At 70.0% G+C, this 24129-nt stretch carries 18 protein-coding genes, 5 tRNA genes and 1 riboswitch; of the genes, 12 read left to right on the top strand and 11 right to left on the bottom strand.

All coding sequences use genetic code 11. The annotated features are described in order from the left end of the window. Positions 1–12 precede the first annotated feature (12 nt). The 5 genes from hrpA to ACZ7MF_RS25955 all read right to left on the bottom strand — a co-directional run bounded on the left by hrpA (position 13) and on the right by ACZ7MF_RS25955 (position 6115). Positions 13–3972: an ATP-dependent RNA helicase HrpA gene (gene hrpA, locus ACZ7MF_RS25975; protein ID WP_471480183.1), complete on the bottom strand. Its 3960-nt coding sequence runs from the start codon at positions 3970–3972 to the stop codon at positions 13–15. A gap of 118 nt (positions 3973–4090) precedes the next feature. Then, a tRNA-Phe gene (locus ACZ7MF_RS25970) sits at positions 4091–4164 on the bottom strand. A 24-nt stretch (positions 4165–4188) separates the two neighbouring features. After that, positions 4189–4263: transfer RNA gene (locus ACZ7MF_RS25965), tRNA-Asp, on the bottom strand. A 34-nt stretch (positions 4264–4297) separates the two neighbouring features. Beyond that, a tRNA-Glu gene (locus ACZ7MF_RS25960) sits at positions 4298–4370 on the bottom strand. Between the two features lie 80 nt (positions 4371–4450). Continuing rightward, positions 4451–6115, bottom strand: coding sequence for a metallophosphoesterase family protein (locus ACZ7MF_RS25955; protein ID WP_471480182.1), 1665 nt, complete (start codon positions 6113–6115; stop codon positions 4451–4453). Between the two features lie 71 nt (positions 6116–6186). Here ACZ7MF_RS25955 and ACZ7MF_RS25950 point away from each other — a divergent pair, with 71 nt between their 5' ends. The 5 genes from ACZ7MF_RS25950 (at position 6187) to ACZ7MF_RS25930 (ending at position 11550) form a co-directional block, all read left to right on the top strand. Continuing rightward, complete coding sequence (locus ACZ7MF_RS25950; protein ID WP_011029427.1) at positions 6187–6537, top strand: metallopeptidase family protein; 351 nt, start codon at positions 6187–6189, stop codon at positions 6535–6537. 136 nt (positions 6538–6673) lie between these two features. Further along, the gene (locus ACZ7MF_RS25945; protein ID WP_471480180.1) at positions 6674–7237 is read left to right on the top strand and encodes a hypothetical protein; all 564 of its coding nucleotides are present in this window, start codon (positions 6674–6676) and stop codon (positions 7235–7237) included. A gap of 247 nt (positions 7238–7484) precedes the next feature. Continuing rightward, complete coding sequence (locus tag ACZ7MF_RS25940) at positions 7485–9689, top strand: DEAD/DEAH box helicase (protein ID WP_471480178.1); 2205 nt, start codon at positions 7485–7487, stop codon at positions 9687–9689. Positions 9690–9820: 131 nt separating this feature from the next. Next, on the top strand, positions 9821–11356 hold the full coding sequence (locus tag ACZ7MF_RS25935; RefSeq protein ID WP_471480176.1) for an amino acid permease: 1536 nt from the start codon (positions 9821–9823) through the stop codon (positions 11354–11356). A 121-nt stretch (positions 11357–11477) separates the two neighbouring features. Continuing rightward, positions 11478–11550: transfer RNA gene (locus ACZ7MF_RS25930), tRNA-Lys, on the top strand. A gap of 129 nt (positions 11551–11679) precedes the next feature. Here ACZ7MF_RS25930 and ACZ7MF_RS25925 read toward each other — a convergent pair. From ACZ7MF_RS25925 to ACZ7MF_RS25915, 3 genes are all read right to left on the bottom strand, one after another. Further along, positions 11680–12129 carry a DUF6907 domain-containing protein gene (locus ACZ7MF_RS25925; protein WP_471481184.1) on the bottom strand — a complete coding sequence of 150 codons (450 nt, stop codon included), beginning with the start codon at positions 12127–12129 and terminating at the stop codon, positions 11680–11682. A gap of 61 nt (positions 12130–12190) precedes the next feature. Next, entirely contained in the window at positions 12191–12847 is a 657-nt protein-coding gene (locus ACZ7MF_RS25920; protein ID WP_399940740.1) for a hypothetical protein, read from the bottom strand. Between the two features lie 102 nt (positions 12848–12949). After that, a complete protein-coding gene (locus ACZ7MF_RS25915) occupies positions 12950–13471 on the bottom strand; it encodes a hypothetical protein (protein ID WP_471480174.1) in 522 nt (173 codons plus the stop codon). 351 nt (positions 13472–13822) lie between these two features. Here ACZ7MF_RS25915 and ACZ7MF_RS25910 point away from each other — a divergent pair, with 351 nt between their 5' ends. Next, positions 13823–17143 carry a type ISP restriction/modification enzyme gene (locus tag ACZ7MF_RS25910; protein WP_471480172.1) on the top strand — a complete coding sequence of 1107 codons (3321 nt, stop codon included), beginning with the start codon at positions 13823–13825 and terminating at the stop codon, positions 17141–17143. Between the two features lie 357 nt (positions 17144–17500). On the opposite strand, the gene ACZ7MF_RS25905 is transcribed toward ACZ7MF_RS25910, so the two are convergent. Continuing rightward, positions 17501–18190, bottom strand: coding sequence for a CatB-related O-acetyltransferase (locus tag ACZ7MF_RS25905; RefSeq protein WP_471480170.1), 690 nt, complete (start codon positions 18188–18190; stop codon positions 17501–17503). A 100-nt stretch (positions 18191–18290) separates the two neighbouring features. Between ACZ7MF_RS25905 and ACZ7MF_RS25900 the strand changes: the two genes are divergently transcribed. Genes ACZ7MF_RS25900 through ACZ7MF_RS25890 form a run of 3 tightly spaced genes read left to right on the top strand, consistent with a single transcriptional unit; the run spans position 18291 to position 19788 of the window. After that, complete coding sequence (locus ACZ7MF_RS25900) at positions 18291–18962, top strand: TetR/AcrR family transcriptional regulator (protein ID WP_471480168.1); 672 nt, start codon at positions 18291–18293, stop codon at positions 18960–18962. A gap of 37 nt (positions 18963–18999) precedes the next feature. Next, positions 19000–19392, top strand: coding sequence for a hypothetical protein (locus ACZ7MF_RS25895; protein ID WP_471480167.1), 393 nt, complete (start codon positions 19000–19002; stop codon positions 19390–19392). 6 nt (positions 19393–19398) lie between these two features. Then, positions 19399–19788: a hypothetical protein gene (locus tag ACZ7MF_RS25890; RefSeq protein WP_471480166.1), complete on the top strand. Its 390-nt coding sequence runs from the start codon at positions 19399–19401 to the stop codon at positions 19786–19788. Here ACZ7MF_RS25890 and ACZ7MF_RS25885 read toward each other — a convergent pair. Next, complete coding sequence (locus ACZ7MF_RS25885; protein WP_471480164.1) at positions 19769–20728, bottom strand: MerR family transcriptional regulator; 960 nt, start codon at positions 20726–20728, stop codon at positions 19769–19771. The genes ACZ7MF_RS25890 and ACZ7MF_RS25885 overlap by 20 nt on opposite strands. Before the next feature lie 46 nt (positions 20729–20774). Further along, a complete protein-coding gene (locus ACZ7MF_RS25880; protein WP_471480162.1) occupies positions 20775–20969 on the bottom strand; it encodes a GntR family transcriptional regulator in 195 nt (64 codons plus the stop codon). Between the two features lie 87 nt (positions 20970–21056). Between ACZ7MF_RS25880 and ACZ7MF_RS25875 the strand changes: the two genes are divergently transcribed. From ACZ7MF_RS25875 to ACZ7MF_RS25865, 3 genes are all read left to right on the top strand, one after another. Continuing rightward, on the top strand, positions 21057–22187 hold the full coding sequence (locus ACZ7MF_RS25875; RefSeq protein ID WP_471480160.1) for a dihydrofolate reductase family protein: 1131 nt from the start codon (positions 21057–21059) through the stop codon (positions 22185–22187). A 70-nt stretch (positions 22188–22257) separates the two neighbouring features. Then, positions 22258–22331 (top strand) — tRNA-Met (locus ACZ7MF_RS25870). Between the two features lie 185 nt (positions 22332–22516). Next, positions 22517–23737, top strand: a complete 1221-nt coding sequence (locus ACZ7MF_RS25865) for a PP2C family protein-serine/threonine phosphatase (RefSeq protein ID WP_471480158.1) — start codon at positions 22517–22519, stop codon at positions 23735–23737. 224 nt (positions 23738–23961) lie between these two features. Then, a riboswitch (cyclic di-AMP (ydaO/yuaA leader) is annotated at positions 23962–24119 on the top strand. The last annotated feature ends 10 nt before the right edge of the window (positions 24120–24129 follow it).

The raw sequence follows: 24129 nt of genomic DNA, 5'->3' as shown, positions 1-24129 counted from the left end.
GTACGGGCTCCGTCACGGCGCGAGGGCGTCGATGGCCTTCACGATCCGCTTGTCGGAGACGGGGTACGCCGTGCCCAGCGCGTGGGCGAAATAGCTGACCCGCAGCTCCTCGATCATCCAGCGGACGTCCAGGACCTGCCGGGGCACCGGCCGCCCCTGCGGCATCTGCTCGAGGAGCCACGCGTACTCGTCCCGCATCTCGTGGACCTTCTCCATGCGGGACGTGTCCCGCTGCACGCCGGTCGGCATCTGCTGCAGCCGGCGGTCCGCGGCGACCAGGTAGCGCATCAGGTCCGGCAGCCGTCCGATCCCCGCCTCCGTCACGAAGCCGGGCTTCACCAGCGCGTCCAGCTGCCCCCGCACGTCCTGGAGGTTCGCCAGCAGCGCCGGGCTGCGTACGGCCTTCAGGCGGCGCTCACAGGCCTGCCAGGCCGCCAGCACCTGCTGCACCTGGCCCACCGTACGGACGGTCGTGTCGACGATCTCCGCGCGGACCTTGTCGTAGAGCTTCCGGTACGACTCCTCGTCCCAGGCCGGGCCGCCGAAGTCCGCGATCAGCCGGTCCGCCGCCGCCATGGCGCAGTCGTCGAACAGCGCCTGGATCGAACCGTGCGGATTCGCGGACAGGCCCAGCTTCTGCTGGTTGGTCAGCTTCTCGGACGCGAACTTCGCCGGGTTGACCGGGATGTTGCGCAGGATCAGCCGCCGCGTGCCCCTCCACATCGCCTGCGCCTGCTCGGCCTCGGTGTCGAAGAGGCGGACGGAGACGGTGTCCGCCTTCGGCCCGTCGTCCACCAGCGCCGGATACGCCTTGACCGGCTGACCGGCCCGGCGGGTCTCGAAGACCCGGGTCAGCGTGCCGATCGTCCAGTCCGTCAGTCCGGAGCGCTCCAGGGACTCGCCGCCGCTGCGCTCCGCGGTGGCCGCGGCGGCCTGCGAGAGCGCCTTGCGCGCCTTCGGACGCAGCCGGAGCTTCAGCGCCTCCAGGTCCTTGTCCTCGGCCAGCTTGCGGCGCCGCTCGTCGACGATCCGGAACGTGATCTTGAGGTGGTCGGGCACCTTCGACCAGTCGAAGTCCTCCGCGTCGAACGGCACCCCCACCATCCGCTTCAGCTCCCGCGCCATGGTCACCGTCAGCGGCTCCTGAAGAGGCACGGCACGGTCCAGGAACGCCTGGGCGTAGTTCGGCGCGGGCACGTAGTTGCGGCGGACCGGCTTGGGCAGGGAGCGGATCAGCTCCGTGACGACCTGCTCGCGCAGGCCCGGGATCTGCCAGTCGAAGCCCTCGTCCGTGACCTGGTTGAGCACCTGGAGCGGCACGTGCACGGTCACGCCGTCGGCGTCCGCGCCCGGCTCGAACTGGTACGTCACCCGGAACTTCAGCGGCCCCTGCCGCCAGGAGTCCGGGTAGTCGTCCTTGGTGACCGCCCCCGCCTTCTCGTTGATGAGCATCTCGCGCTCGAAGTCGAGGAAGTCGGGCTGCTCGTGCCGCTTGTGCTTCCACCACGAGTCGAAGTGCGCACCCGAGACGACGTGTTCGGGCACCCGCTGGTCGTAGAAGTCGTACAGCGTCTCGTCGTCGACCAGGATGTCCCGGCGCCGGGCCCGGTGCTCCAGCTCCTCGACCTCGGTCAGCAGCCTGCGGTTGTCGGCGAAGAACTTGTGGTGCGTGCGCCAGTCGCCCTCCACCAGGGCGTTGCGGATGAACAGCTCGCGGCTGATCTCCGGATCGATCCGCCCGTAGTTCACCTTGCGCTGCGCCACGATCGGCACGCCGTACAGCGTGACCTTCTCGTACGCCATCACCGCCGCCTGGTCCTTCTCCCAGTGCGGTTCGCTGTAGGTGCGCTTGAGGAGGTGGCCGGCGAGCGGCTCCACCCACTCGGGCTCGATCTTGGCGTTGACACGGGCCCAGAGCCGGGAGGTCTCCACCAGCTCCGCCGACATCACGAACCGCGGGGGCTTCTTGAACAGCGCGGAGCCCGGGAAGATCGCGAACTTGGCGTTGCGCGCGCCCACGTACTCGTTCTTCGCGCCCTCCTTCACGTCCTTCATGCCGACGTGGGAGAGCAGCCCGGCCAGCAGCGACACGTGCACCCGGTCGTCGGGCGCGGCGTCGTCGGCGTCGTTGAGGTGGATGCCCATCTGCCTGGCGACCGTGCGCAGCTGCGTGTAGATGTCCTGCCACTCGCGGATACGCAGGAAGTTCAGGTACTCCTGCTTGCACATCCGGCGGAAGGACGACGAGCCGCGCTCCTTCTGCTGCTCGCGCACGTACCGCCAGAGGTTGAGGAAGGCGAGGAAGTCGCTGGTCTCGTCCTTGAACCGGGCGTGCTGCTGGTCCGCCTGCGCCTGCTTCTCCGCCGGGCGCTCGCGCGGGTCCTGGATGGACAGCGCGGCGGCTATGACCATGACCTCGCGGACACAGCCGTTCTTGTCCGCCTCCAGCACCATCCGGGCCAGCCGCGGGTCGACGGGCAGCTGGGCGAGCTTGCGGCCGGTGTCGGTCAGCCGCTTGCGCACGTCCTTCTGCGCCGGGTCGAGCGCGCCGAGCTCCTGGAGCAGCTGCACGCCGTCGCGGATGTTGCGGTGGTCCGGCGGGTCGATGAACGGGAACTTCTCGATGTCCCCGAGCCCGGCCGCGGTCATCTGGAGGATGACGGAGGCGAGGTTGGTCCGGAGGATCTCCGCGTCCGTGAACTCCGGGCGCGCGGTGAAGTCGTCCTCGGAGTACAGCCGGATGCAGATGCCGTCGGACGTACGGCCGCAGCGGCCCTTGCGCTGGTTGGCGCTGGCCTGCGAGACCGGCTCGATGGGCAGCCGCTGGACCTTGGTGCGGTGGCTGTAGCGGGAGATGCGGGCGAAGCCGGGGTCGATGACGTACTTGATGCCCGGCACGGTGAGGGAGGTCTCGGCGACGTTGGTCGCGAGGACGATCCGACGCCCGGTGTGCTGCTGGAAGACGCGGTGCTGCTCGGCGTGCGAGAGCCGGGCGTACAACGGCAGCACCTCGGTGAACTTGTATCTCTTCTTCTCCAGCGCGTCCGCCGTGTCGCGGATCTCGCGCTCGCCGGAGAGGAAGACGAGGATGTCGCCCTTGCCCTCGCCCATCAACTCCTCGACGGCGTCGGTGATCGCCGTGATCTGGTCCCGGTCGGCGTCGTCGCCGTCCTCCTCGAGGAGTGGCCGGTAGCGCACCTCCACGGGATAGGTGCGCCCGCTGACCTCGACGATCGGCGCGTCGCCGAAGTGGCGCGAGAAGCGCTCCGGGTCGATGGTCGCCGAGGTGATGACGACCTTCAGGTCCGGCCGCTTGGGCAGCAGCTGGGCGAGGTAGCCCAGCAGGAAGTCGATGTTGAGGGACCGCTCGTGGGCCTCGTCGATGATGATCGTGTCGTAGGCGCGCAGCTCGCGGTCGGTCTGGATCTCGGCGAGCAGGATGCCGTCCGTCATCAGCTTGATGAAGGTGGACTCCGGGTTCACCTGGTCGGTGAACCGCACCTTCCAGCCGACGGTCTCCCCGAGCGGGGTGTCCAGCTCGTCCGCGACCCGCTCGGCGACGGTGCGCGCGGCGATCCGGCGGGGCTGGGTGTGTCCGATCATGCCGCGGACGCCTCGGCCCAGCTCGACACAGATCTTCGGGATCTGCGTGGTCTTCCCGGACCCCGTCTCACCGGCGACGATCACGACCTGGTGATCACGGATGGCCGCCGCGATCTCGTCCTTCTTCTGGCTGACCGGGAGCTGCTCGGGGTAGCTGACGGCCGGCACCCGCGCCCGGCGCTCACCGATACGCCGCTCGGCCTTGGCCACCTCCGTCTCGATCTCGGCGAGGACGGCGGCGCGGGCCTCCGGCTTGCGGATCTTCCGCGCACCCTCCAGCCTGCGGCCGAGCCGGTGTGCGTCGCGCAGCGACAGCTCGGTCAGCCGGGGGGCGAGGGTGCCGAGGGCGGGGGCAGGATGCGTAGACATACGGGTTCCAGGATCTCATCCTCGGGAAAAACCTGGCTAACGCTTTTGCCGCGGCGTCGGCCCAGGCAACGCAGGTAACTACAACAAGGCCCCGATCCGAAGATCGGGGCCTTTGCTGTGGCTGGGGCCGGGGTCGAACCGGCGACCTATCGCTTTTCAGGCGATCGCTCGTACCAACTGAGCTACCCAGCCGCGAGGTTTCACGTGAAACCTCAGCGGTCCTGACGGGATTTGAACCCGCGGCCTCCACCTTGACAGGGTGGCGAGCACTCCAAACTGCTCCACAGGACCAAGCTTCGTACGACAGTGTCGCACATGTACTGCGTGCCCCCAACGGGATTCGAACCCGTGCTACCGCCTTGAAAGGGCGGCGTCCTAGGCCGCTAGACGATGAGGGCTATCGGCCCGCCTGGGCGCTTCGCAGCGCGTCGGGGACGTGAGAAGCATATGGGATGGCGGGAGGTATCGCCAAAACGGTTTACGGAGTGCTGGGGGCGGGGCTGCCCGGGGCAGTGGGGGAGGCTCCCGGGCCGGAGGGGGACGGGCCGGTGGAGGAGGGAGAGGGGGTGGTCGCGGAGGGGGACGGAGTCGCGCCCGGCTGGTTCTCCTTCGGCAGATGGCGGCTGACCTCGGCCGTCGTCAGGCCCAGGCCGCCCAGCTCGATCTCGTCCCAGGCCTGGAGGCGTCGGCTGTCCCGGTCGAAGTAGAGGATGGACGCCTGGATGGGGTCGGGGTACTTGCCCTCGACGGCGCGCAGGCCACTGCCGCCGGTGGAGCCCTCGACGCGCAGCCGGGTGCCGTACTTCATGACCTCCATGTCCTCGTGGTGCAGGTGCCCCGCGAGCACGAGGGGCACGTCGCCGTCGACCTCGCGGGCGGCCGACGGCTCGTGGGCGACGGCGATGTCCACGGGGGTGCCGGCCGCGCTCTGGTCGCGCAGGGCGGAGGCGAGGCGGGCGCCGGCCAGTTCCTGGGAGGCCTCGGCGCCGTCCGCCTGGGAGCGGTCGGGGGTGTACTGCGGGTCCCCCATGCCGGCGAAGCGCAGGCCCGCGACGGTCCGGGCGTGGCCGTCGTCCAGGACGTGCACGTTCTTGAGGTGCTTCAGGTACTCCTGGGTGCCGCGCGAGTCGTGGTTGCCGCGGACCCAGACGTAGGGGGCGCCGAGGTCCTCGATGGGGTCCAGGAAGCCGTTCTCCGCGGCCGTGCCGTGATCCATCGTGTCGCCCGAGTCGACGATCACGTTCACCTTGTACTGCTCCACCAGTGAGGCGATGATCTTCCAGCTCGCCGGGTTCAGGTGGATGTCCGACACGTGCAGGACGCGGATCGTGGTCGGGTCGGGCTGGTAGGCGGGGAGCGTCGAGGTGACGTCGTAGAGCTTGGTCACGTTGGTGACCAGCCGTGCCAGCTCCTTCTGGTAGACGTCGAACTCGGTCACGATGCTGCGCGCGTTGCCGACCAGGGAGGGCGCGGAGGAGAGCAGGCCGGAGAACTTCGGCTCCAGGACGGAGTCGGGGTTCCAGGTCGCGTAGGCGGTGCCGCCGGAGGCGACCAGCAGAGTGAGCGCGAGTCCCCCGGCGGCGAGGGCGCGCCGGGGGCGACGGTAGACGACGAGGCCGAGGGCCGTGGCACCGGTGACGACGGCCACGCAGGAGCGGACGGCCAGGTCGAGCGTGCCGTGCTCGACGTCCTGGGCGACCTCGTCCTGGAGCCCGGAGAGGCGTTCGGGGTGGTCGACGAGGGCCTGGGCGCGGGCGGGGTCGAGCTGGTCGACGTTGACGTCGAGGCGGACCGGGGCGACGTGGCTGTCGAGCTGGAGGGCGCCCAGCGGCGAGACGTTGATCTTCGTGCCGCCGGCCAGCGACGGGCGCAGGGTCATCGTCGTGTTCATGGGGCCGACCGGGGCCCGGACGTTGCCGACGACCAGCAGTCCCAGCCAGGCACCGAGCAGGACGACGGCCACCAGACCGGCGGCCCGGGTCCAGGGGTGGGAGCGGGCGGCGAGTTCGGGGGCGGCGGACGTGGGCCGGCCACGGCGTGCGCGCCGGTCGCGGTAGCGGCGGGTGAGGATGCGCGGGACGTTGCGGATGGGGTTCATCACCTCGGCCAGGGCGTGCGGGGCTGCGGCGGGGACGCGGGCCATTGGTCCCGTATGCCCGTGGCCCGGGGCGGATATGCGGGTCGTACTCCACGGTCGTACCCGACAATGGTCCTGTGCTGGAGATGACGCGCGAGGAGTTCGAGGAACTGGTCGCCGAGGCCCTGGACCGGATCCCGCCGGAGCTGACGCGGCTGATGGACAACGTCGCGGTGTTCGTCGAGGACGAACCGCCGGCGGACGATCCCGAGCTGCTCGGGCTGTACGAGGGGACGCCGCTGACGGAGCGCGGGGAGTGGTACGCGGGCGTGCTGCCGGACCGGATCACCATCTACCGGGGGCCGACGCTGCGGTTCTGTGCGACGCGTGAAGACGTGGTCGCCGAGACCGAGGTGACGGTCGTTCACGAGATCGCCCACCACTTCGGGATCGACGACGCGCGGCTGCACTCCCTCGGGTACGGGTGACGCGCGCCCGGGTGCGGACGGGTGCCACGGGTACGGGTGACGCGCTCGGGTCAAGTCCGCCTCGCCGGGCGCGTGTCCTCTTGTGGGTGACGGGAGTTGGGCACGTCGACTCCTTGACCCCCGGAGGTGGCCGCCCGTGCGCCCCTTGTACGTACCCGTCCGTATGGCCGCCACCGCCCTGGCCGTCGTCGCCGCCGCCGGCTGCATGAGCGTCGGCGACGACGAGTCCGGCGGGGGCGCCAGGCCGTCCCACTCCGCCGGGGGGCGGGGCGGCGAGGTACCGGAGGGCGGCCCCGCGGTCTCCGGGGGGAACGCCGGGTACGGCGCGGCGGCGGCCGACGAGGGGCACGGCAAGGGGAAGAAGGCCAAGGGCAAGGGCAAGGGGCGGGACGAGGGTGACGGCAAGGGGAAGGGCGGCAAGGACGGCAAGGGCGGGGCCGGGTCCGCCTCGGAGCCCCCGGCCGCGGGCCCGACCGGCGCCCCGCCGCCGGACGGCGGCAATCACGACCCCGAGCCGACCCGGACGCCCCCGGCCGAGCCCACCCGGACGGCCGAGCCGGAGCCGACGCGGACCGAGGAGCCGCCCGCCTCCCCGACGCCGGACCCGACGGTGGCCGAGCCGTCCTCGTCGGCGCACGAGCCTCCCGGGACCCAGCTCGAGCAGCGGGAGCCGGCACCGGCGGCCGGGACGCCGGCGTAGGACGGTGACGGGCGGCGACGGGTCGCTGAGCTGGGCATGTGCTGCCGGTTTGCCTTCGAGGGTGGAGGGTGCGTATGGTGGTAGATCGTTTGATCCCATTTGCCCGGCGCCACCGCAGAGCGCGCCGTGTGGCGCGTACTCTCCCCTTGCCGTGGTGGACCGCATCGAGGCGGTCGTATTGCGAATCGCGATTCACGGAGTTGACGGGCGCGTGCCGACGAGAGACTCCGGAAGGTTTCGCATTCGCATGTCCATGACCAGTACTGACCACGTCGTCGTGCCCGGAAACGCCGAAGGCGCAGAGGGCGCGCCGGAGGCCGTCGAGGCCGTAGACGCCTCCGCGACCACCGAGTCCCCGGAGGCCGTCGAGGCTCCCGAGGCGGCTCCCGAGCCGACGTTCGCCGACCTCGGTCTGCCCGAGGGCGTCGTGCGCAAGCTCGCGCAGAACGGCGTGACCACCCCCTTCCCGATCCAGGCCGCGACCATCCCGGACGCGCTGGCGGGCAAGGACATCCTCGGCCGAGGCCGCACCGGCTCCGGCAAGACCCTCTCCTTCGGTCTGCCGACCCTGGCCACGCTGGCCGGCGGCCGCACCGAGAAGCACAAGCCCCGCGCCGTCATCCTCACCCCGACCCGCGAGCTGGCCATGCAGGTGGCCGACGCGCTCCAGCCGTACGGCGACGTCCTCGGCCTGAAGATGAAGGTCGTCTGCGGCGGCACCTCGATGGGCAACCAGATCTACGCCCTGGAGCGCGGCGTCGACATCCTGGTCGCCACCCCGGGCCGGCTGCGCGACATCATCAACCGCGGCGCCTGCTCCCTGGAGAACGTGCAGATCGCGGTCCTCGACGAGGCCGACCAGATGTCCGACCTGGGCTTCCTGCCCGAGGTCACCGAGCTGCTCGACCAGGTCCCGGCCGGCGGCCAGCGGATGCTGTTCTCCGCCACCATGGAGAACGAGATCAAGACCCTCGTCGACCGGTACCTGAAGGACCCGGCCCTGCACGAGGTGGACGCGGCCCAGGGCGCGGTGACGACCATGTCGCACCACATCCTGGTCGTGAAGCCCAAGGACAAGGCGCCGGTCACCGCGGCCATCGCCTCCCGCAAGGGCCGCACCATCATCTTCGTCCGCACCCAGCTGGGCGCCGACCGCGTCGCCGAGCAGCTGCGCGACGCCGGTGCCAAGGCGGACGCGCTGCACGGCGGCATGACCCAGGGCGCGCGCACCCGCACACTGGCCGACTTCAAGGACGGCTACGTCAACGTCCTGGTCGCCACCGACGTCGCCGCCCGCGGCATCCACGTGGACGGCATCGACCTGGTCCTGAACGTGGACCCGGCCGGCGACCACAAGGACTACCTGCACCGCGCCGGCCGTACGGCGCGCGCCGGCCGCACCGGCACCGTCGTGTCCCTGTCCCTCCCGCACCAGCGCCGCCAGATCTTCCGGCTGATGGAGGACGCGGGCGTCGACGCCACGCGCCACATCATCCAGGGCGGCGCCGCCTTCGACCCCGAGGTCGCCGAGATCACCGGCGCCCGGTCGATGACCGAGGTCCAGGCCGAGTCCGCGGGCAACGCGGCACAGCAGGCCGAGCGCGAGGTCACCCAGCTCACCAAGGAGCTGGAGCGGGCCCAGCGCCGCGCCACCGAGCTGCGCGAGGAGGCCGACCGCCTGGTCGCCAGGTCCGCGCGGGAGCGTGGCGAGGACCCGGAGACGGTCCTGGCCGAGGTGGCCGCGACCGTGGCCGAGCCCGAGGTCTCGCTGCCCGAGCAGTCCGGCGCCCGGGACGTGGAGAAGGCGGAGCGCGGCGGCAACGACCGCGAGCGCTCGTTCGACCGTAGGGACGACCGTGGCGGTTTCCGCCGCGACGACCGCGGTGACCGCGGTGGGCGTTCCTTCGACCGCCGTGACGACCGTCGGGACGACCGTGGTGGGCGTTCCTTCGAGCGTCGGGACGACCGTGGTGACCGTGGTGGCCGGTCGTTCGACCGTCGGGACGACCGTGGCGGTTTCCGCCGTGACGACCGTCGGGACGACCGTGGTGGGCGTTCCTTCGAGCGCCGTGACGACCGCGGTGACCGTGGCGGGCGTTCCTTCGACCGCCGTGACGACCGTCGGGACGACCGTGGTGGGCGTTCCTTCGAGCGTCGTGACGACCGTGGTGACCGTGGCGGGCGTTCGTTCGACCGTCGGGACGACCGTGGCGGTTTCCGCCGTGACGACCGTGGTGGCCGTTCCTTCGAGCGCCGTGACGACCGCGGCGAGCGCGGCGGGCACCGTGGCAGCGACCGCCCGTTCAACCGCGACCGTCAGGGCGACCGCCCCGGCTTCCGCTCCGGCGGTCACGACCGTCCGTACGGCCGCCGCGACGACCACCGCGGTGACCACCGTGGTTCGTCCTTCGGCCGCCGTGACGACAAGCCGCGCTGGAAGCGCAACGGCTGACGCCTGAACATCTGAGACGAGCGCCGTGGCCTCCGCCCCACCGGGTGGAGGCCACGGCGCTTCGCGTTGCGGTCCGGTTTCGGCCACCGAGTGACGCATGTCACGCCCACCGCTAGGGAATTGCTGGGGGCATGACAGATGACGCCAAGGCGAGTGGACTGTCGGACGAGGAACGGCTGGCCCAGCTCGGCTACACCCAGGTTCTGGCCCGCCGCATGTCGGCGTTCTCCAACTACGCGGTCTCCTTCACGATCATCTCGGTCCTGTCGGGCTGCCTGACCCTCTACCTCTTCGGCATGAACACGGGCGGCCCCGCCGTCATCACGTGGGGCTGGGTCGCCGTCGGCCTGATGACGCTCTTCGTCGGCCTGGCGATGGCCGAGATCTGCTCGGCGTACCCGACCTCGGCGGGCCTGTACTTCTGGGCGCACCGCCTGGCTCCCCCGCGCACGGCGGCGGCCTGGGCCTGGTTCACGGGCTGGTTCAACGTGCTGGGCCAGGTCGCGGTCACCGCCGGCATCGACTTCGGCGCCGCGTCCTTCCTGGGCGCCTACCTGAACCTCCAGTTCGACTTCGAGGTGACGCCGGGCCGCACGATCCTGCTCTTCGCCGCGATCCTGATCCTGCACGGCCTGCTGAACACCTTCGGCGTCCGCATCGTCGGCCTGCTGAACAGCGTGAGCGTGTGGTGGCACGTCCTGGGCGTCGCGGTCATCGTCGGCGCGCTGACCTTCGCGCCCGACCACCACCAGTCGGCGTCCTTCGTCTTCGGCGAGTTCGTGAACAACACGGGCTGGAGCAGCGGGGCGTACGTCGTCCTCATCGGTCTCCTGATGGCCCAGTACACCTTCACCGGCTACGACGCCTCCGCCCACATGACCGAGGAGACGCACGACGCGTCCACGGCGGGCCCGAAGGGCATCGTCCGCTCCATCTGGACCTCCTGGATCGCGGGCTTCGTCCTCCTCCTCGGCTTCACCTTCGCGATCCAGTCCTACGACGGCGCCCTGACGTCCCCGACCGGCGCCCCGCCCGCGCAGATCCTCCTGGACGCGCTGGGCGCGACGGCGGGCAAACTGCTCCTCCTCGTCGTGATCGGCGCCCAGCTCTTCTGCGGCATGGCGTCGGTGACGGCCAACAGCCGCATGATCTACGCCTTCTCCCGGGACGGCGCGCTCCCGTACTCCCACATCTGGCACTCGGTGAACCCACGCACCCGCACCCCGGCCGCGGCGGGCTGGCTGGCCGCGCTGGCCGCCCTGGTCCTGGGCCTGCCCTACCTGATCAACGTCACGGCGTACGCCGCGGTGACGTCGATCGCGGTCATCGGCCTCTACATCGCGTACGTCATCCCGACGCTCCTCCGCGTCCGCAAGGGCGCCGCCTTCGAACGCGGGCCCTGGCACCTGGGCCGCTGGTCGCAGCCGGTGGGTGTGGTCGCGGTGACGTGGGTCGGCGTCATCACGGTGCTGTTCATGCTGCCCCAGGTCTCCCCGGTCACCTGGGAGACCTTCAACTACGCGCCGATCGCCGTCCTGGTCGTGCTGGGCTTCGCCGCCACCTGGTGGCTGGCCTCGGCCCGGCACTGGTTCCTCAACCCCGACCACGAACGCACCCGCGCCCGCGCGGCCGCCCGCGCGAACGCCCCCGAGCCGGTGGACCCGTAGCCCGCCCCAGCTCCCGCCGCCCTCCGACGCGGCCGGGACCCCGATACCCGATCGGTGTCCCGGCCGCGGCGGGCTATGCTCGGTGTGGCAACATCACGCAGCACCGCGCGACACACCGCCCGGGCCCTTAGCTCAATTGGCAGAGCAGTGGACTTTTAATCCATTGGTTGTGGGTTCGAGTCCCACAGGGCCTACCGAGGTCAGGGCCGTTTTGTGGCTATGACAAGCGGTTTCGTGGCCCCGGCCAGTCCTCCTGGCCGGGGCTACGCCATGTGTGGAGTCCGTCTGCGTGAGCGGGTGTGCCAACAGGCAGCGTGGCTTGTTCAGTCACCGCGTCCTTTCTTGTCGTCCGCCGCCGCACGCGTGGTCTCCTTTGTGGCATCGCAGGCGTTGGTGAGACCGTCGAGGCGGTCGGCAAGCTCCCGGAGCCGATCCGCGTGTGCCGTGAGGGACTCCGAGAGGCGGCGCAAATCGTCGGAACTGTGCGGATGCCAGTCGCCATCCAGCTCGACGTTCATGAAGGGGACGTGACCGGGTGGGCGCTCGGTGAAGGGGCGCTGTTCGAAGCACGCACGCAGAACCGCCGGCGTGCCACGGCTCGTTGAGACTGTGAATTCGTAGTCAGGGCTCGCGTGCGTGATGTCGACGCGGTAGCCGCCGGGCTGATGCTCTGTTTCGCTTCCGGTACACCAGTCGGGCTCCCAGACGGTGACGGGCCCGTGGTCGCACGTGGGGACAGTTACTGTCCGGGACGAATTGCCATGATCCGGCATGAGCGCGTTCCTTGGTTCGGCGGTCATCGGCCCAGGCCGGTGTTTGGGTGAGGACTCTGGCTCAGTCTTCGTTCAGGAGTTCAGCCGCGGCCTTTGGATCCATGAGGGTCGACCAGGCTTGCTCGGCGGGAAGAAGGGGGCGGCTGGGGAGGGCGTACTCGGGGTACCAGGCGGTGGGGTCGCAGCCGGGGACATGGCGCAGGATGACCGCGATGAGGTCGTCGGGTACGGAGCCGGTGATGCGCACCGCAGCATAGGTCTCATGGCCGTCGTCGGCGCGTACGAGGATGCCGAGGCGGAAAGCGGGAAAGTCGGCGGCGTGTTCATGCCCATCGTGCAGTGATCCACGAGCCAGCTCCCGGACAGCCGCAGCGAGATCGCGGACGAGCCGTGCACCGGCCTCGAGTTGGTAGCGATCACGGTCGTTCTGGTCAGGGAGGAGACGCCCGACGTACGTCGTGGTGCTCAGAGGCTGGCGGTTGTTGGCGTTGTAGTGGGCTCGTGCGGCCCTCGCGGTCGTCTCCAGGGCTGAGTAGAAGTCGTCCGGTGAACCGTCCTCGCGTTGCCCGGCAGCGATGAGCCAGGGCAGATCCTCGTCGGTCCAGACCGCTCCGCGCCAGCGTTGGACCTTGACTTTGAAGAGGACTTCATCATCGATCGAGCGGATGCGCTCATGCCCGGCCCCGTCGTCGGCGAAGTGTTCCCGGGCCTTGGACAAGATCGGATGATTCAGTTCGTCGAGCGGTTCCCGGGCTGACGGTAGCGGTAGTTTCAAGTCCTCGCGGAGCGCGCGGAGGGTAGGTCGAGCGGGCCGCACGGATCAGTCGTCCTCGCCTACTCCGCCGAGTTCCTTGATCCGCTCCGGTGACAGTCCGGTGAGCAGCGAGACGCTCGATTCCACGGATCCGTCCAGCTTGCGCATCTTCTCCAACATGCTGGCCCGAACCTCCTCACGGCGGATCTCCAAGTAGGTTCGGACGGCCTCGGCGACCAGGTCCTTCTTAGTCATCCCCAGAAAATGGGCGCCGTCCGCGATCAGCTCGTCTATGGCTGCATCGACCTTCAACGGAGCGGTCGTACGGGTTGTCCGACCGCGGGCTTCCTCTGTGATTCTCATGCTCACACCCTCTCTGGTACCAAAAGGTACTCCTATTCTTCTCTGCTCGCGAGCGGTGATTGGATAGCGAAGGGCCCAGGCCGTCGTCCGGGGCAGGAGGAGGTGACCGGCGCGGTCGCTGTCGTCGACATCAGCAATCTGTCCCCCGCGCCACGCTCGGACGCAGATGTAGACGACAGACTGCGCGCGGTAGATCGAGTGGTCCGCAAGGTCGGGAAGCAGCACTGATCATGCGACTTCGACCTGCAGCTGCGTCTGTGCCGGGGATGGCTGTTCCGTGACGGACGGGCTACCCGGCAGTGGGAGTGGGCGCTGCCGCACCTGGCTGGCTTCCACACTCGGCGTGATGGTCCGCGGGTCGAGCCGGAAGGTGAGCTGGTGTAGCCGTCGCAGGACGATGGCATTAGTGCTTCCGTGCGCCCCCGCATGCACCCTCCAGGCACCCCGCGCTCCCCTCCTACGGTCGTGCAACAGCGAGGGCCGGAAACGTCCGGCCCCGACGGGGAGCACGGTGCGGCAGGTGACCGCACTGACCTGACGTCGGCCGGATCTGCCCGCCTTGGGGATGGGGGCGGTATGGGGTCCCGTCGCAGGATCGATGACAGCTTCGAGCAGGCAGTACAGGCCGCCGTGTCGACGTTCGGGGCGGAGGTCACGCCAAAGCTGAGAGGCGGTGGGTGGCAGGAAGACCAGCTCCGGGGACCGCTGGAGAACATGATCCGGTCCATATGTCGTGGCTTGGGTCTGGACGTCACGCTCATTGGCGAAGTCCCGCTTGTCGACATGGGAGCCCGCCCTGACTATGCCGTTGAGGTCGGAGGCGCCCTCGTCGGTTACATCGAGCTCAAGAAGCCGGGCACCCAGGCCGACCCGTCCGTCTACACAGGCCGCAACGCCGAACAGTGGGCAAAACTACGGCTGCTCAACAACGTTCTGCTCTGTGACGGGAACGAATTCTCCGTCCACCAAGAGGGCCAACGGGTTGGTGAAGTGGCCCACTTGAAGGGCTCGGTTCTCACCTCTGGGTCCCGGCTTACCCCCGCCGACGGGACACTCGCGCGGGTGCTACGCGAATTCCTGACCTGGGAGCCGCAAACACCTCGCACCACGAGTCAGCTCATCCGAGCAGTCGCCGGGCTATGCCAACTTCTGTCGGAAGAGGTCGGAGAAGCGATCGCACAGGAGAAGAGCCGTCGACGTCCACTGGCATTCACGACGCTCGCCAAGGACTGGCGACACCTGCTGTTTCCGGAAGCAACCGACGCTCAGTTCGTCGAGCAATACGGTCAGGCAGTGGTGTTCGCACTGCTGCTCGCCAGGGTGGAGGAGATCAATTTCGAAGGCGAAACTGTGCATGAGATCGCCACGAAGCTCGGCAAGAAGCACTCGTTGATGGGGCAGGCCCTGGATGTCTTGGCCGGCGACTCTGTTGCTGGCCTGTCCACCACGCTGAACACATTGCTTCGTGTCATCGGCGCGGTCAGATGGGATGTGCTGGACGATGGCACCGGGGACGCCTACTTCCTGCTGTACGAACACTTTCTCCAGATCTACGACCCGGACCTGCGGATACGCACAGGCTCGTACTACACACCGCGTGGCGTCGTCTCGGCCATGGCCCGGCTCGTCGAGGACGTCCTGAAGCGGGAGGGTTTCCGTATCCCGTCCGGCTTCGCTTCTCCCGATGTGGTCCTTGTCGACCCAGCCATGGGCACCGGCACCTTCCTCCTGTCGGCGCTGGAGCTGGCCGCCGAGACCATCACCGAGGCGGAGGGCCCAGGCGCGGTGGGCCCACGCTTGCGAGAGATGGTGGGACGTCGGCTGGTTGGTTTCGAGATGCAGGTCGGTCCGTTCGCTGTCGCGGAACTACGCATGCACGCCATGCTCAAGCAGTACGGGTCCGCAGCCCCCGCCCGGGGACTCAGACTGTTGGTGGCTGACGCCCTGGACAGCCCGACAGCCGAGTTCAACTGGATCCCCCACACCTACCGGGCGCTCGCGGAATCCCGCCGGCAGGCCAACCAGGTCAAGCGGGACGAACGTGTCATGGTCGTCATGGGCAACCCGCCTCACGACGCCGTGAAACGGGGTGCTGGCAAGTGGGTGGAACGAGGGGAGCCCGAGGCGGACATCCCGGCCCCGCTGGGGGCCTTCCGGCAACCCGGCAACGGCAGGTACGAGTCGAAGATCGCCAACCTCTACGTCTACTTCTGGCGCTGGGCCACCTGGAAGGTCTTCGACGCACACGACGACGTGCCATTCGGTGTGGTCGCGCTGATCACGCCGAAGGCATGGCTCAAGGGGCGGGCGTTCGCCGGAATGCGGCGTTATCTACGCGAAACCGCCGACGAAGGCTGGATCGTCGACCTGTCCCCGGAGGGCCACCGCGCGGATGTCGCGACCCGGATATTCCCCGAGGTCGCCCAGGAATTGTGCATCGCGATCTTTGTGCGGTGGCGGGACAGCCCCAGGCCACGGACAGACCAGCAGACTGCAAAGGTAAGACACCTCAAGGTCGGCGGGCGCAAAGATGAGAAGATCGAACGCCTGACGACACTCAGGCTCGACGACCCCGAATGGCGCGAGTGCGCCACGGGTGAGACGGACGTCTTTCTGCCACCCGGCAGCGACCTGTGGGAGTCCTGCCCGCAGCTGAGAGATCTGATGCCGTGGTCGTCTCGCGGCGTCACGCCCGGGCGCATGTGGGTCTACGCGCCGGACGAGGACACACTTCATAAACGGTGGCAGCGCTTACTCGCCGCGGATACCGAGAGACGCGCCGAGATGCTCGGACGTTCTGGTGAGCGAGCACCTTCAGACAATGTCCCGCCCCTGCCAGGAGTTGAGTCTCACGGGCGGACACCGCTCGCCGCCGAGCACAGGACAAGCCCTCAAACGGTGCGCATCGGGTTCCGCTCCTTCGACCGGCAATACGTCTTGCCGGACAGCCGATTGATGGAGCGAGGCAGAGCGGACCTTTGGCGAGTTCGCAGCGACCGCCAGATCTACACCGTTGAGCAGAACGCCCACCCGGTGGTCAACGGTCCGGCACTGGTCTTCAGCGCCCTCATTACCGACATGGACTATTTCAACAACCGCAGCGGTTGCGCCCGTCCCCTCTACCGCAACGCCGCCGGCACGTTGGCCAACGTCATGCCCGGCCTGCTCCCTCTGCTCGCCGGGCGGCTCGGCATACCGGTCGTCGCTGAAGATCTACTGGCCTACATCGCCGCGATCGCGTCCCACCCGGAGTACACGGCTCGATTCCAAGAGGACCTTGAAGTCCCCGGCGCGCGGATACCCCTCACCGTTGACCTTTGCTTGTGGGAGCGGGCGGTTGCCATCGGCCAGCGAGTCCTGTGGCTGCACACCTACGGCGAGCGGTACGCCGATGAGACGGCCGGGAGGCCGTACGGCAGGGTGCTGCTACCACGCGACCGCCCTCGATGCGTCGAGGAGATCCCGGACGATGCGGAAGCCATGCCGGAGAAGCTGACGTACGACCCCGTGACACAGGATCTGTGGGTCGGCAGTGGACGGATCAGTCCGGTGCCTCGCGCGGTCCGGGAGTACGAAGTGTCCGGGATGAACGTTCTCGACAAGTGGTTCGGCTACCGACGGAGGAACCCCGCCGGCAAGCGACGCCTCGAACTGGACCACGAGGTGGCTCCGCGCTGGCTTCCCTCATGGACAACGGAGCTGCTGGAGTTGCTGAATGTCCTCGGCCTGCTCGTGCGAGAGGAGCCAGCACAGGCCGATCTCTTCAATGATGTGTGCGCCGGCCCACTGATCACGGTTACGGACCTGACCACAGCGGGGATCCTCCCCGTTCCCACAGAGGCAACCAAGGCGCTGAAGGCAACATCGGACGCGGGCGACGCACTATTCGACCTGTAAGCGAAGGAGCGGCCGCCGAACCACGTGCAACTGGTCCAAGCCGTCGCGAACCTGCGACTCGACTCGACCTGCTCGGGCACGAGTCCGCTCCCACCCCGGAGCATGCTGGGACTGCAAGAGCCAGCAGCAGTAGCGTCGCACCTACATCGCTGCTGAACGTGCTGCTCAGCCGACCTCTTCTGCGTGAGCGATGCGTGAGCGGACGGGACCGCATAGGCCATCACGGGGAAGACCGGGCCACGAGCCCCATCAGTCCTGAACAGGTGGTTCCGGACACCGAAGAACGGTCCTGAACCACCCAACAAGCTTTGGCCAGGACTTTTAATCCATTGGTTGTGGGTTCGAGTCCCACAGGGCCTACTCGTCGGACCCCGGCTCACGGCAGGACTGAGCTGGGGTCCCGTTCGTCTGTGCGGCGGCCTCTGCCAGCTCGGTGACGGTGCCCGACATGATCGTCCGGACGTGTTCGGTGATCTGCTCCAGGGGCCAGTCCCACCACGCCACCGCGAGCAGTCGTGCGATGTCCTGCTCCTCGTGGCGCCTGCGGATCAGACGGGCCGGGTTGCCGCCGACGATGCCGTAGTCGGGCACATCGCTCGTCACCACCGCCCCGGTGGCGATGATCGCGCCGTGGCCGATGCGGACGCCGGGCATCACGGTGGCGCCGTTGCCGAACCAGACGTCGTTGCCCACCACGGTGTCCCCCGGGTTCGGCAGGCCGGTGAGCAGGTCGAAGTGCTCGGCCCAGGAGCCGCCCATGGTGGGGAAGGGGAAGGTGGACGGGCCGTCCATGCGGTGGTTGGCGCCGTTCATGATGAAGCGGGTGCCGGTCCCCAGGGCACAGAACTTCCCGATCACCAGTTTCTCGGGCCCGTAGTGGTACAGCACGTTGCGGGTCTCGAAGGCGGTCGCGTCGTCCGGGTCGTCGTAGTAGGAGAAGTCGCCGACCTCGATCAGCGGGGACTTCACCAGGGGCTTGAGCAGTACGACCCGGGGCTGTTCGGGCATCGGGTGGAGCACGGTGGGATCGGCGGGGAGAGCGGGCATCGGCAAGGCGGAACCTCTCGGCGGACCACTAGTGCGACGGGTGTAGCGTTAAGAGGGTGACACGACCAGTCGTATCGATCAACCGGACAGCGGATCGCCGATGACGGACCCGACAGACCCGACGGACCCGGCGGACTCGGCGGAGTCGACGGATACGGCGCCGGACCGCCGTCCGGGCGGCCGTACCGCCCGCGTCCGCGCCCAGGTCCTCGACGCGGTGCGTGCCGAACTCGCCGAGGCGGGGCATGAAGGGCTCACCGTGGAGGGGGTCGCCGCCCGCGCGGGAGTGCACCGCACCACGGTCTACCGGCGTTGGCGCGACGTGGGCGGGCTGCTCGTCGACGTCATCGACGCCGCCGGCGAGATGGACTGGCAGCCGCCGGACACCGGCTCCCTGCGCGGCGATCTGACCGCGCTCAACCGGGAGATCCAGGAGTCCCTCGTCGTACGGCCGTCCTTCGCCGTCGCCCTGATGGCCGCGTCCTTCCACTCCGAGCAGGCCGCGCGGGCCCAGACGAGACTGTGGGCGGACCGGTACGCCCAGTGCGAGATCCTCGTGGCGCGCGCCGTCGAGCGGGGCGAACTCCCCGCACGAGCCGCGACGGACCTGGACGCCCGCGGCCTGCTGATCGCCGCCACGGCGCCGGTCTACCACCAGTTGGTACTCCTGCGCGCCGATCCCGACCCGCGGCTTCCGGAACGGGCGGCGGCGGCCGCGGTGCTGGCGGCCGCCGCGGGCGCCTTCTCCGTCCCCCGGACGGAGAACGCGTGACCGGGGCCCGTCGGAGCGACGGGTAGAGTCCCCCGGCATGAGCGCAACTCCCCCCGGCGACAGCCTGGTTGACCTGCGGCCCCGTCGCGTCACCCCGCGCCGTCTCGGTGCCGCTGCCGTGGTCTACGGCGTGTTCGTCGCGGGCTGGTACCTGGGGCAGCCCGTGACCCCCGAGTGCCAGGTCGACCGGGCGGCGATCGATCGGGCCGCCGAGCGGTACCGCCCCGAACCGTCTGCCACGCCCGCACCTGAGTACAGTCCCATCCCGGCACCGTCGGCATTTCCGGACCACAGCGCCCTCGCAGACATCCACACCGTGCAGTCCATGGCTGTCGACACCCTGACCGTCACCTCCTACGCCGTCGCCTGCACCAACGACATGGGTGAACGCCCTCGCCTCCGAGCCTGGTTCGAAGGTGACGGGGAGTAGAGCCGGATGTCCGTGCCCGCCTGGATGACCCTGCGCCGCCTGGGTGTCGTCACCATCCTGTACGCCGTGTTCCTGGCCGGATGGTGGCTGGGTGAGCCGGTGCGGTCCGACGACTGCCTGGAGGACCGGCCGATCGCCGGATCCGAAGCCCGTCCCGCACCGGTGGAACCGGCCGACCCCGGCCGGTACCTCGAGAACCTCGGCCTCGTCTCCGGTCTCCTCGACTGGGCCGACGACATGGACGGCTCCCGCGACGGTGAGTACGGTCCCGGCGACCGCGGGTACGAGCTGCGGTACGGGTCGGGACCGTATGCCGCGTCCGGCGCGGACCACACCTTCTGCTACTACACGAAGCGAGCCCGCCTGGTCGCGTGGGTCAACGGCGACTGGGGCTGACCCGGCCGGGCCGGCGAAGGGCCTGCGCCATCCAGGGCTGGAAGGGCAGGTGACCGGGGACGACCTGCCAGTCGTTGAGGGTCCAGACCAGGCGCCAGTACCGCTCGACGAGCGGGTCGTGCCCCGCCTCGAACCGCCCGGCCAGCCACGCCCGCAGCTCGGGGCCGTCCGGGCGGTCGAGTACGGCGGCGAAGCGCGCCACGACGGCGTCGACGACCGGGGCGGCCTCGTCGCCCTCGGGATCGATGCCCGCCGCCCTCGCCCCGGCGACCGTCTCCCGGACGAAGGGGATGAGCTCCGCCACCGCCTCGGGGGCCACCCCCGGCACCACGTCCTCGTCGGCGGGCGGGAGGGCCGCACGGGCCATGCGCTCGCGGAAGTCGTCGTCGGCGACGAGTTCGGCCAGCTCCACCCAGGCGGAGAGCTGGGCGTCGGAGGGCTCGTCGGGGAGTTCGGGCAGGGCGGTGCGCAGGGCGGCGGCGGCGTCGCGGGCGTGGGGCGTGCCGGCCTCCAGGGCGGCGATGAAGTCGCCGATCAGGCGCCGTCGTTCGTCGGAGGTGAGGCGGGCGATCCGGTGCATGAGAACTGTCTCCTCGGGGCTGGCGTCGCGCCGGGCAACGAGCCGCAGCACGCTGTGCCGCAGCCGCAGCGCGCGGATCTGCAGGGCGGTGGCGTCGGCGTGCGCGGCGGCGACCTCGGCGACGGAGAGGTCACCGTCCAGGACGCGGCGGACCGTGGCCAGATCGACGTCCAGCTCCCGCAGGACGCAGATGAGGCGGAGCCGGTCGAGGGCCGCGTCGCCGTAACGGCGGTAGCCGGCCGGGGTGCGGTCGGTGGGGGGCAGCAGTCCGGTGTCCGAGTAGAACCGGATCGTCCGTACGGACACGCCGGTACGGGCCGAGAGTTCACCGATCGAGTGCGGGGGCGTCGCGCCGTTCATGAGCCCACCCTGCGGTCTCCAGCCACTGGAGAGTCAAGGCGGGGCGTCAGCCGGAGGGCTTGTCCTCGTCGTCGGCGGCGGGCGGCCGCTCCACGACGAACGACCCCTTGCCGCGGACGGTGACGACGAGCCCCCGTTCACGGAGCTCCTGCGCGGCCCGGCGCGCGGTGAGTCGCGCCACGCCGTACTCGCCGACGAGACGGAGGTCCGGCAGCTCGCCGAGGGGGCGGCGCCTGTCCACGGACCACGGTGAACCGTAGCGGCGGCAGCGCCGCCTAGTGTGTGCCCGCCGGAACCCGCCGCCCGTCTGCCTCCCGGAGTGCCACCCATGCCGCTTCCCCACGTCCTTCTCTCCGCCGCCGTCTCCCTCGACGGCTACCTGGACGACACCGGCCCCGAACGGCTGCTGCTCTCCAGCCCCGCCGACTTCGACCGGGTGGACGAGGTGCGGGCCTCCGTGGACGCGATCCTGGTCGGTGCCGGGACGGTCCGGGCCGACAATCCGCGGCTGCTGGTGAACTCGGCCGAGCGGCGGGCGGCCCGGGTCGCGGACGGAAGGGCGGAGTACCCGCTCAAGGTCACCGTCAGTGGCAGTGGCGAGCTGGATCCGGCGGCGCGGTTCTGGCACACGGGCGGGGACAAGGTCCTGCTGACCACGGACGACGGCGCCCGGCGGGCCCGCGCGCTCGGGATCGGTGCCGATGTGGTGTCCCTGGGCCCGGACCTCGACTGGCACGCCGCGCTGGAGTACCTCCACGACCGGCGGGGCGTGCGGCGGCTCATGGTCGAGGGGGGCGGGACCGTCCACACCCAGTTGCTCCAGCAGGGACTCGTCGACGAGCTCCAGCTCGTCCTCGCGCCGCTCCTCGTCGGGGACCCGGCCGCGCCCCGGCTGTTCGGGCCCGGTGCCTACCAGGGCGGGCGGCTGCGGCTGGTCGAGACGCGGCGGATCGAGGACGTCGTGCTGGCGCGGTACCTGCCGACCGCACCCGGCACCGGTGACCGCGTCGCCGCCGCCGACCGGCACTGGCTGGCGCTCGCCTGCGAACTGGCCGAGCTGTGTCCGCCGTCGGACACCGCGTTCAGCGTGGGGGCGGTCGTGGTCGCCGCCGACGGGAGCGAGCTGGCGCGGGGGTACTCGCGGGAGGGCGGTGATCCGGTCGTGCACGCCGAGGAGGCCGCGCTCGCCAAGGTCGGCCCGGAAGACCCGCGGCTCGCCCGCGCCACCGTGTACAGCAGCCTGGAGCCCTGTGCCCGCCGGGCCTCGCGGCCCGCGCCCTGCGCCCGGCTGATCCTCGACGCCGGGGTGCGCCGGGTCGTCACGGCCTGGCGGGAGCCGGACACCTTCGTGGCGGGAGCGGACGGCAGCGGGGTGCTCACCGCCGCGGGTGCCGTCGTCGTCGTACTGGCCGAGTACGCGCAGCGGGCGAAGGCGCCCAACCGCCACCTGGAGGGGTAGGGAGAGCGGGGCGAGGAGATACCGATGTGCATTCCGCCCCCGGGATGACGTACAGTGGTGAACACAACGACGCGGGGTGGAGCAGCTCGGTAGCTCGCTGGGCTCATAACCCAGAGGTCGCAGGTTCAAATCCTGTCCCCGCTACTGAAGGCCGAGGGCCGGAATCCGAAAGGGTTCCGGCCCTCGGTGCGTTTCCGCAGGTGCCCCGTGTCATCCGGTCGGCCCCTCACCGCTCGCCGCCCGCCCCCGCCCCCGGAACCCTGGAGTCCGGGACGGCAAGCGGCGCGGACGTACGGGGCGGCGGGAGACGAGTGGTGCGGCCAGGTGACGTGGACGACGAGGGAGCGGCCGCCAGGGCCGGTGGCAGGCTCCCCGGCGATCCCGTGCCCGACCCGGGCCTCGGCGACGAGGCGCCGACCGGGCCGCCCCCGGGACCACCGCCCCGCCGGCGGGCCGGGTACGGGCGGACCTTCGTGCACGCGCTCCCCGTGCTGCTGATCGTCGTCGCCATCCTGTACGACATCTTCACCCCGAGGTACTTCACCGCCGGGCCCCTCTACACGGCCGCGCCCCTGATCGCCGCCCCCCTCTACTCGCGGCGCGGCACGGCGCTCACCGGCGTCGCCGTGGTCGCCGCGGTCATCGCGCTGCAACTCGGCAAGGGCGTCATCCACTACGTCGACTCCCTCACCGAGCTGATCACCATCGCGACGGTCGCCGTGCTCGCCGTCCTCGTGAACGGCATGGTCCGCCGCAGCAGCGAGCGCCTCGTCTCCGTCCGCGAGATCGCCGAGGCCGCCCAGCGCGCCGTCCTGCCCGAACCCGCCGAGCGGATGGCGGGCTTCGAGATCGCCGTCTGCTACGAGGCCGCGCAGGCCGACGCCTTCATCGGCGGTGACCTGTACGCCGTGCAGGACAGCGCCCGCGGCGTCCGGCTGATCGTCGGGGACGTGCGCGGCAAGGGCATGGGCGCGGTGGCCGCCGTCGCCGTCGTGATCGGCGCCTTCCGGGAGGCGGCCGAGCAGGAGGCGACGCTGGAGGCGGTGGCGCAGCGCCTTGAGCGGGCGCTGGCGCGCGAGGGCACCCGGCGCGACGGACTGGACGCCTTCGAGGGCTTCACCACCGCCGTCCTCGCCGAACTCCCGCACGGCGACGGCACCGTCCGCATCGTCAACCGCGGCCATCCGCCGCCCCTGCTGCTCTACGGCGACGGAACCCTCGGCCCGCTGCCCGCCCACGAGTCGGCGCTGCCGCTCGGCATGGGCGAGCTGGGCGTGTGGCCCGACCGGGCGGAGGAGGCCGCCTTCCCCGGCGGGGCCACGCTGCTGCTCTACACCGACGGGCTGACCGAAGCCCGCGACGCGAAGGGCGAGTTCTACGATCCGCAGGCGCGGCTGGCCGGCCGCGTCTTCCCGCATCCGGCGAGCCTGCTCGGCACCCTCGCCGAGGACGTGCGCCGGCACTCCGGGGGCGGCATGGCGGACGACATGGCGCTGCTCGCCGTCCGGCGTCCCCGGCCCGGCGATCATGATCATTGTCACGAGCCGTGACAGTACGACCCCCCTCCGCATAACAACTGATACACCGTCAGAAGAAAGTGCGGCGAAGAGGAATACTGAGGCCCGGTCAACTCGCCCGGTTTTCACCGGTCGTGAGGCGTACGTCCCGGCGGTATTCGGTAATGATCAAGAGGAACGGCTTGGAATCGGAGCCTCGCGTCTATTAACGTTCGATAACGCAGCGCGGTCGTCCCAGCCGTCACAGAAGGCGGCTCCGTGCGCACGCGCCGAATCCCGCAAGGGAACCGGGGAACCACCACATTGGGGTGAATCGGGCGTATGCCGTCGTGGAAACACGGTCGGCAGACACCCGTAGGAGACCTTCCTGCTCCGAACCCGTCAGCTAACCCGGTAGGCGAAAGGAAGGAAAGGAGTACGCCCAC

It is taken from the genome of Streptomyces sp. NPDC111628, from assembly GCF_055635195.1.
The sequence above is the reverse complement of the archived record's forward strand: the minus strand, read 5'-3'. Positions and strand labels throughout refer to the sequence as shown.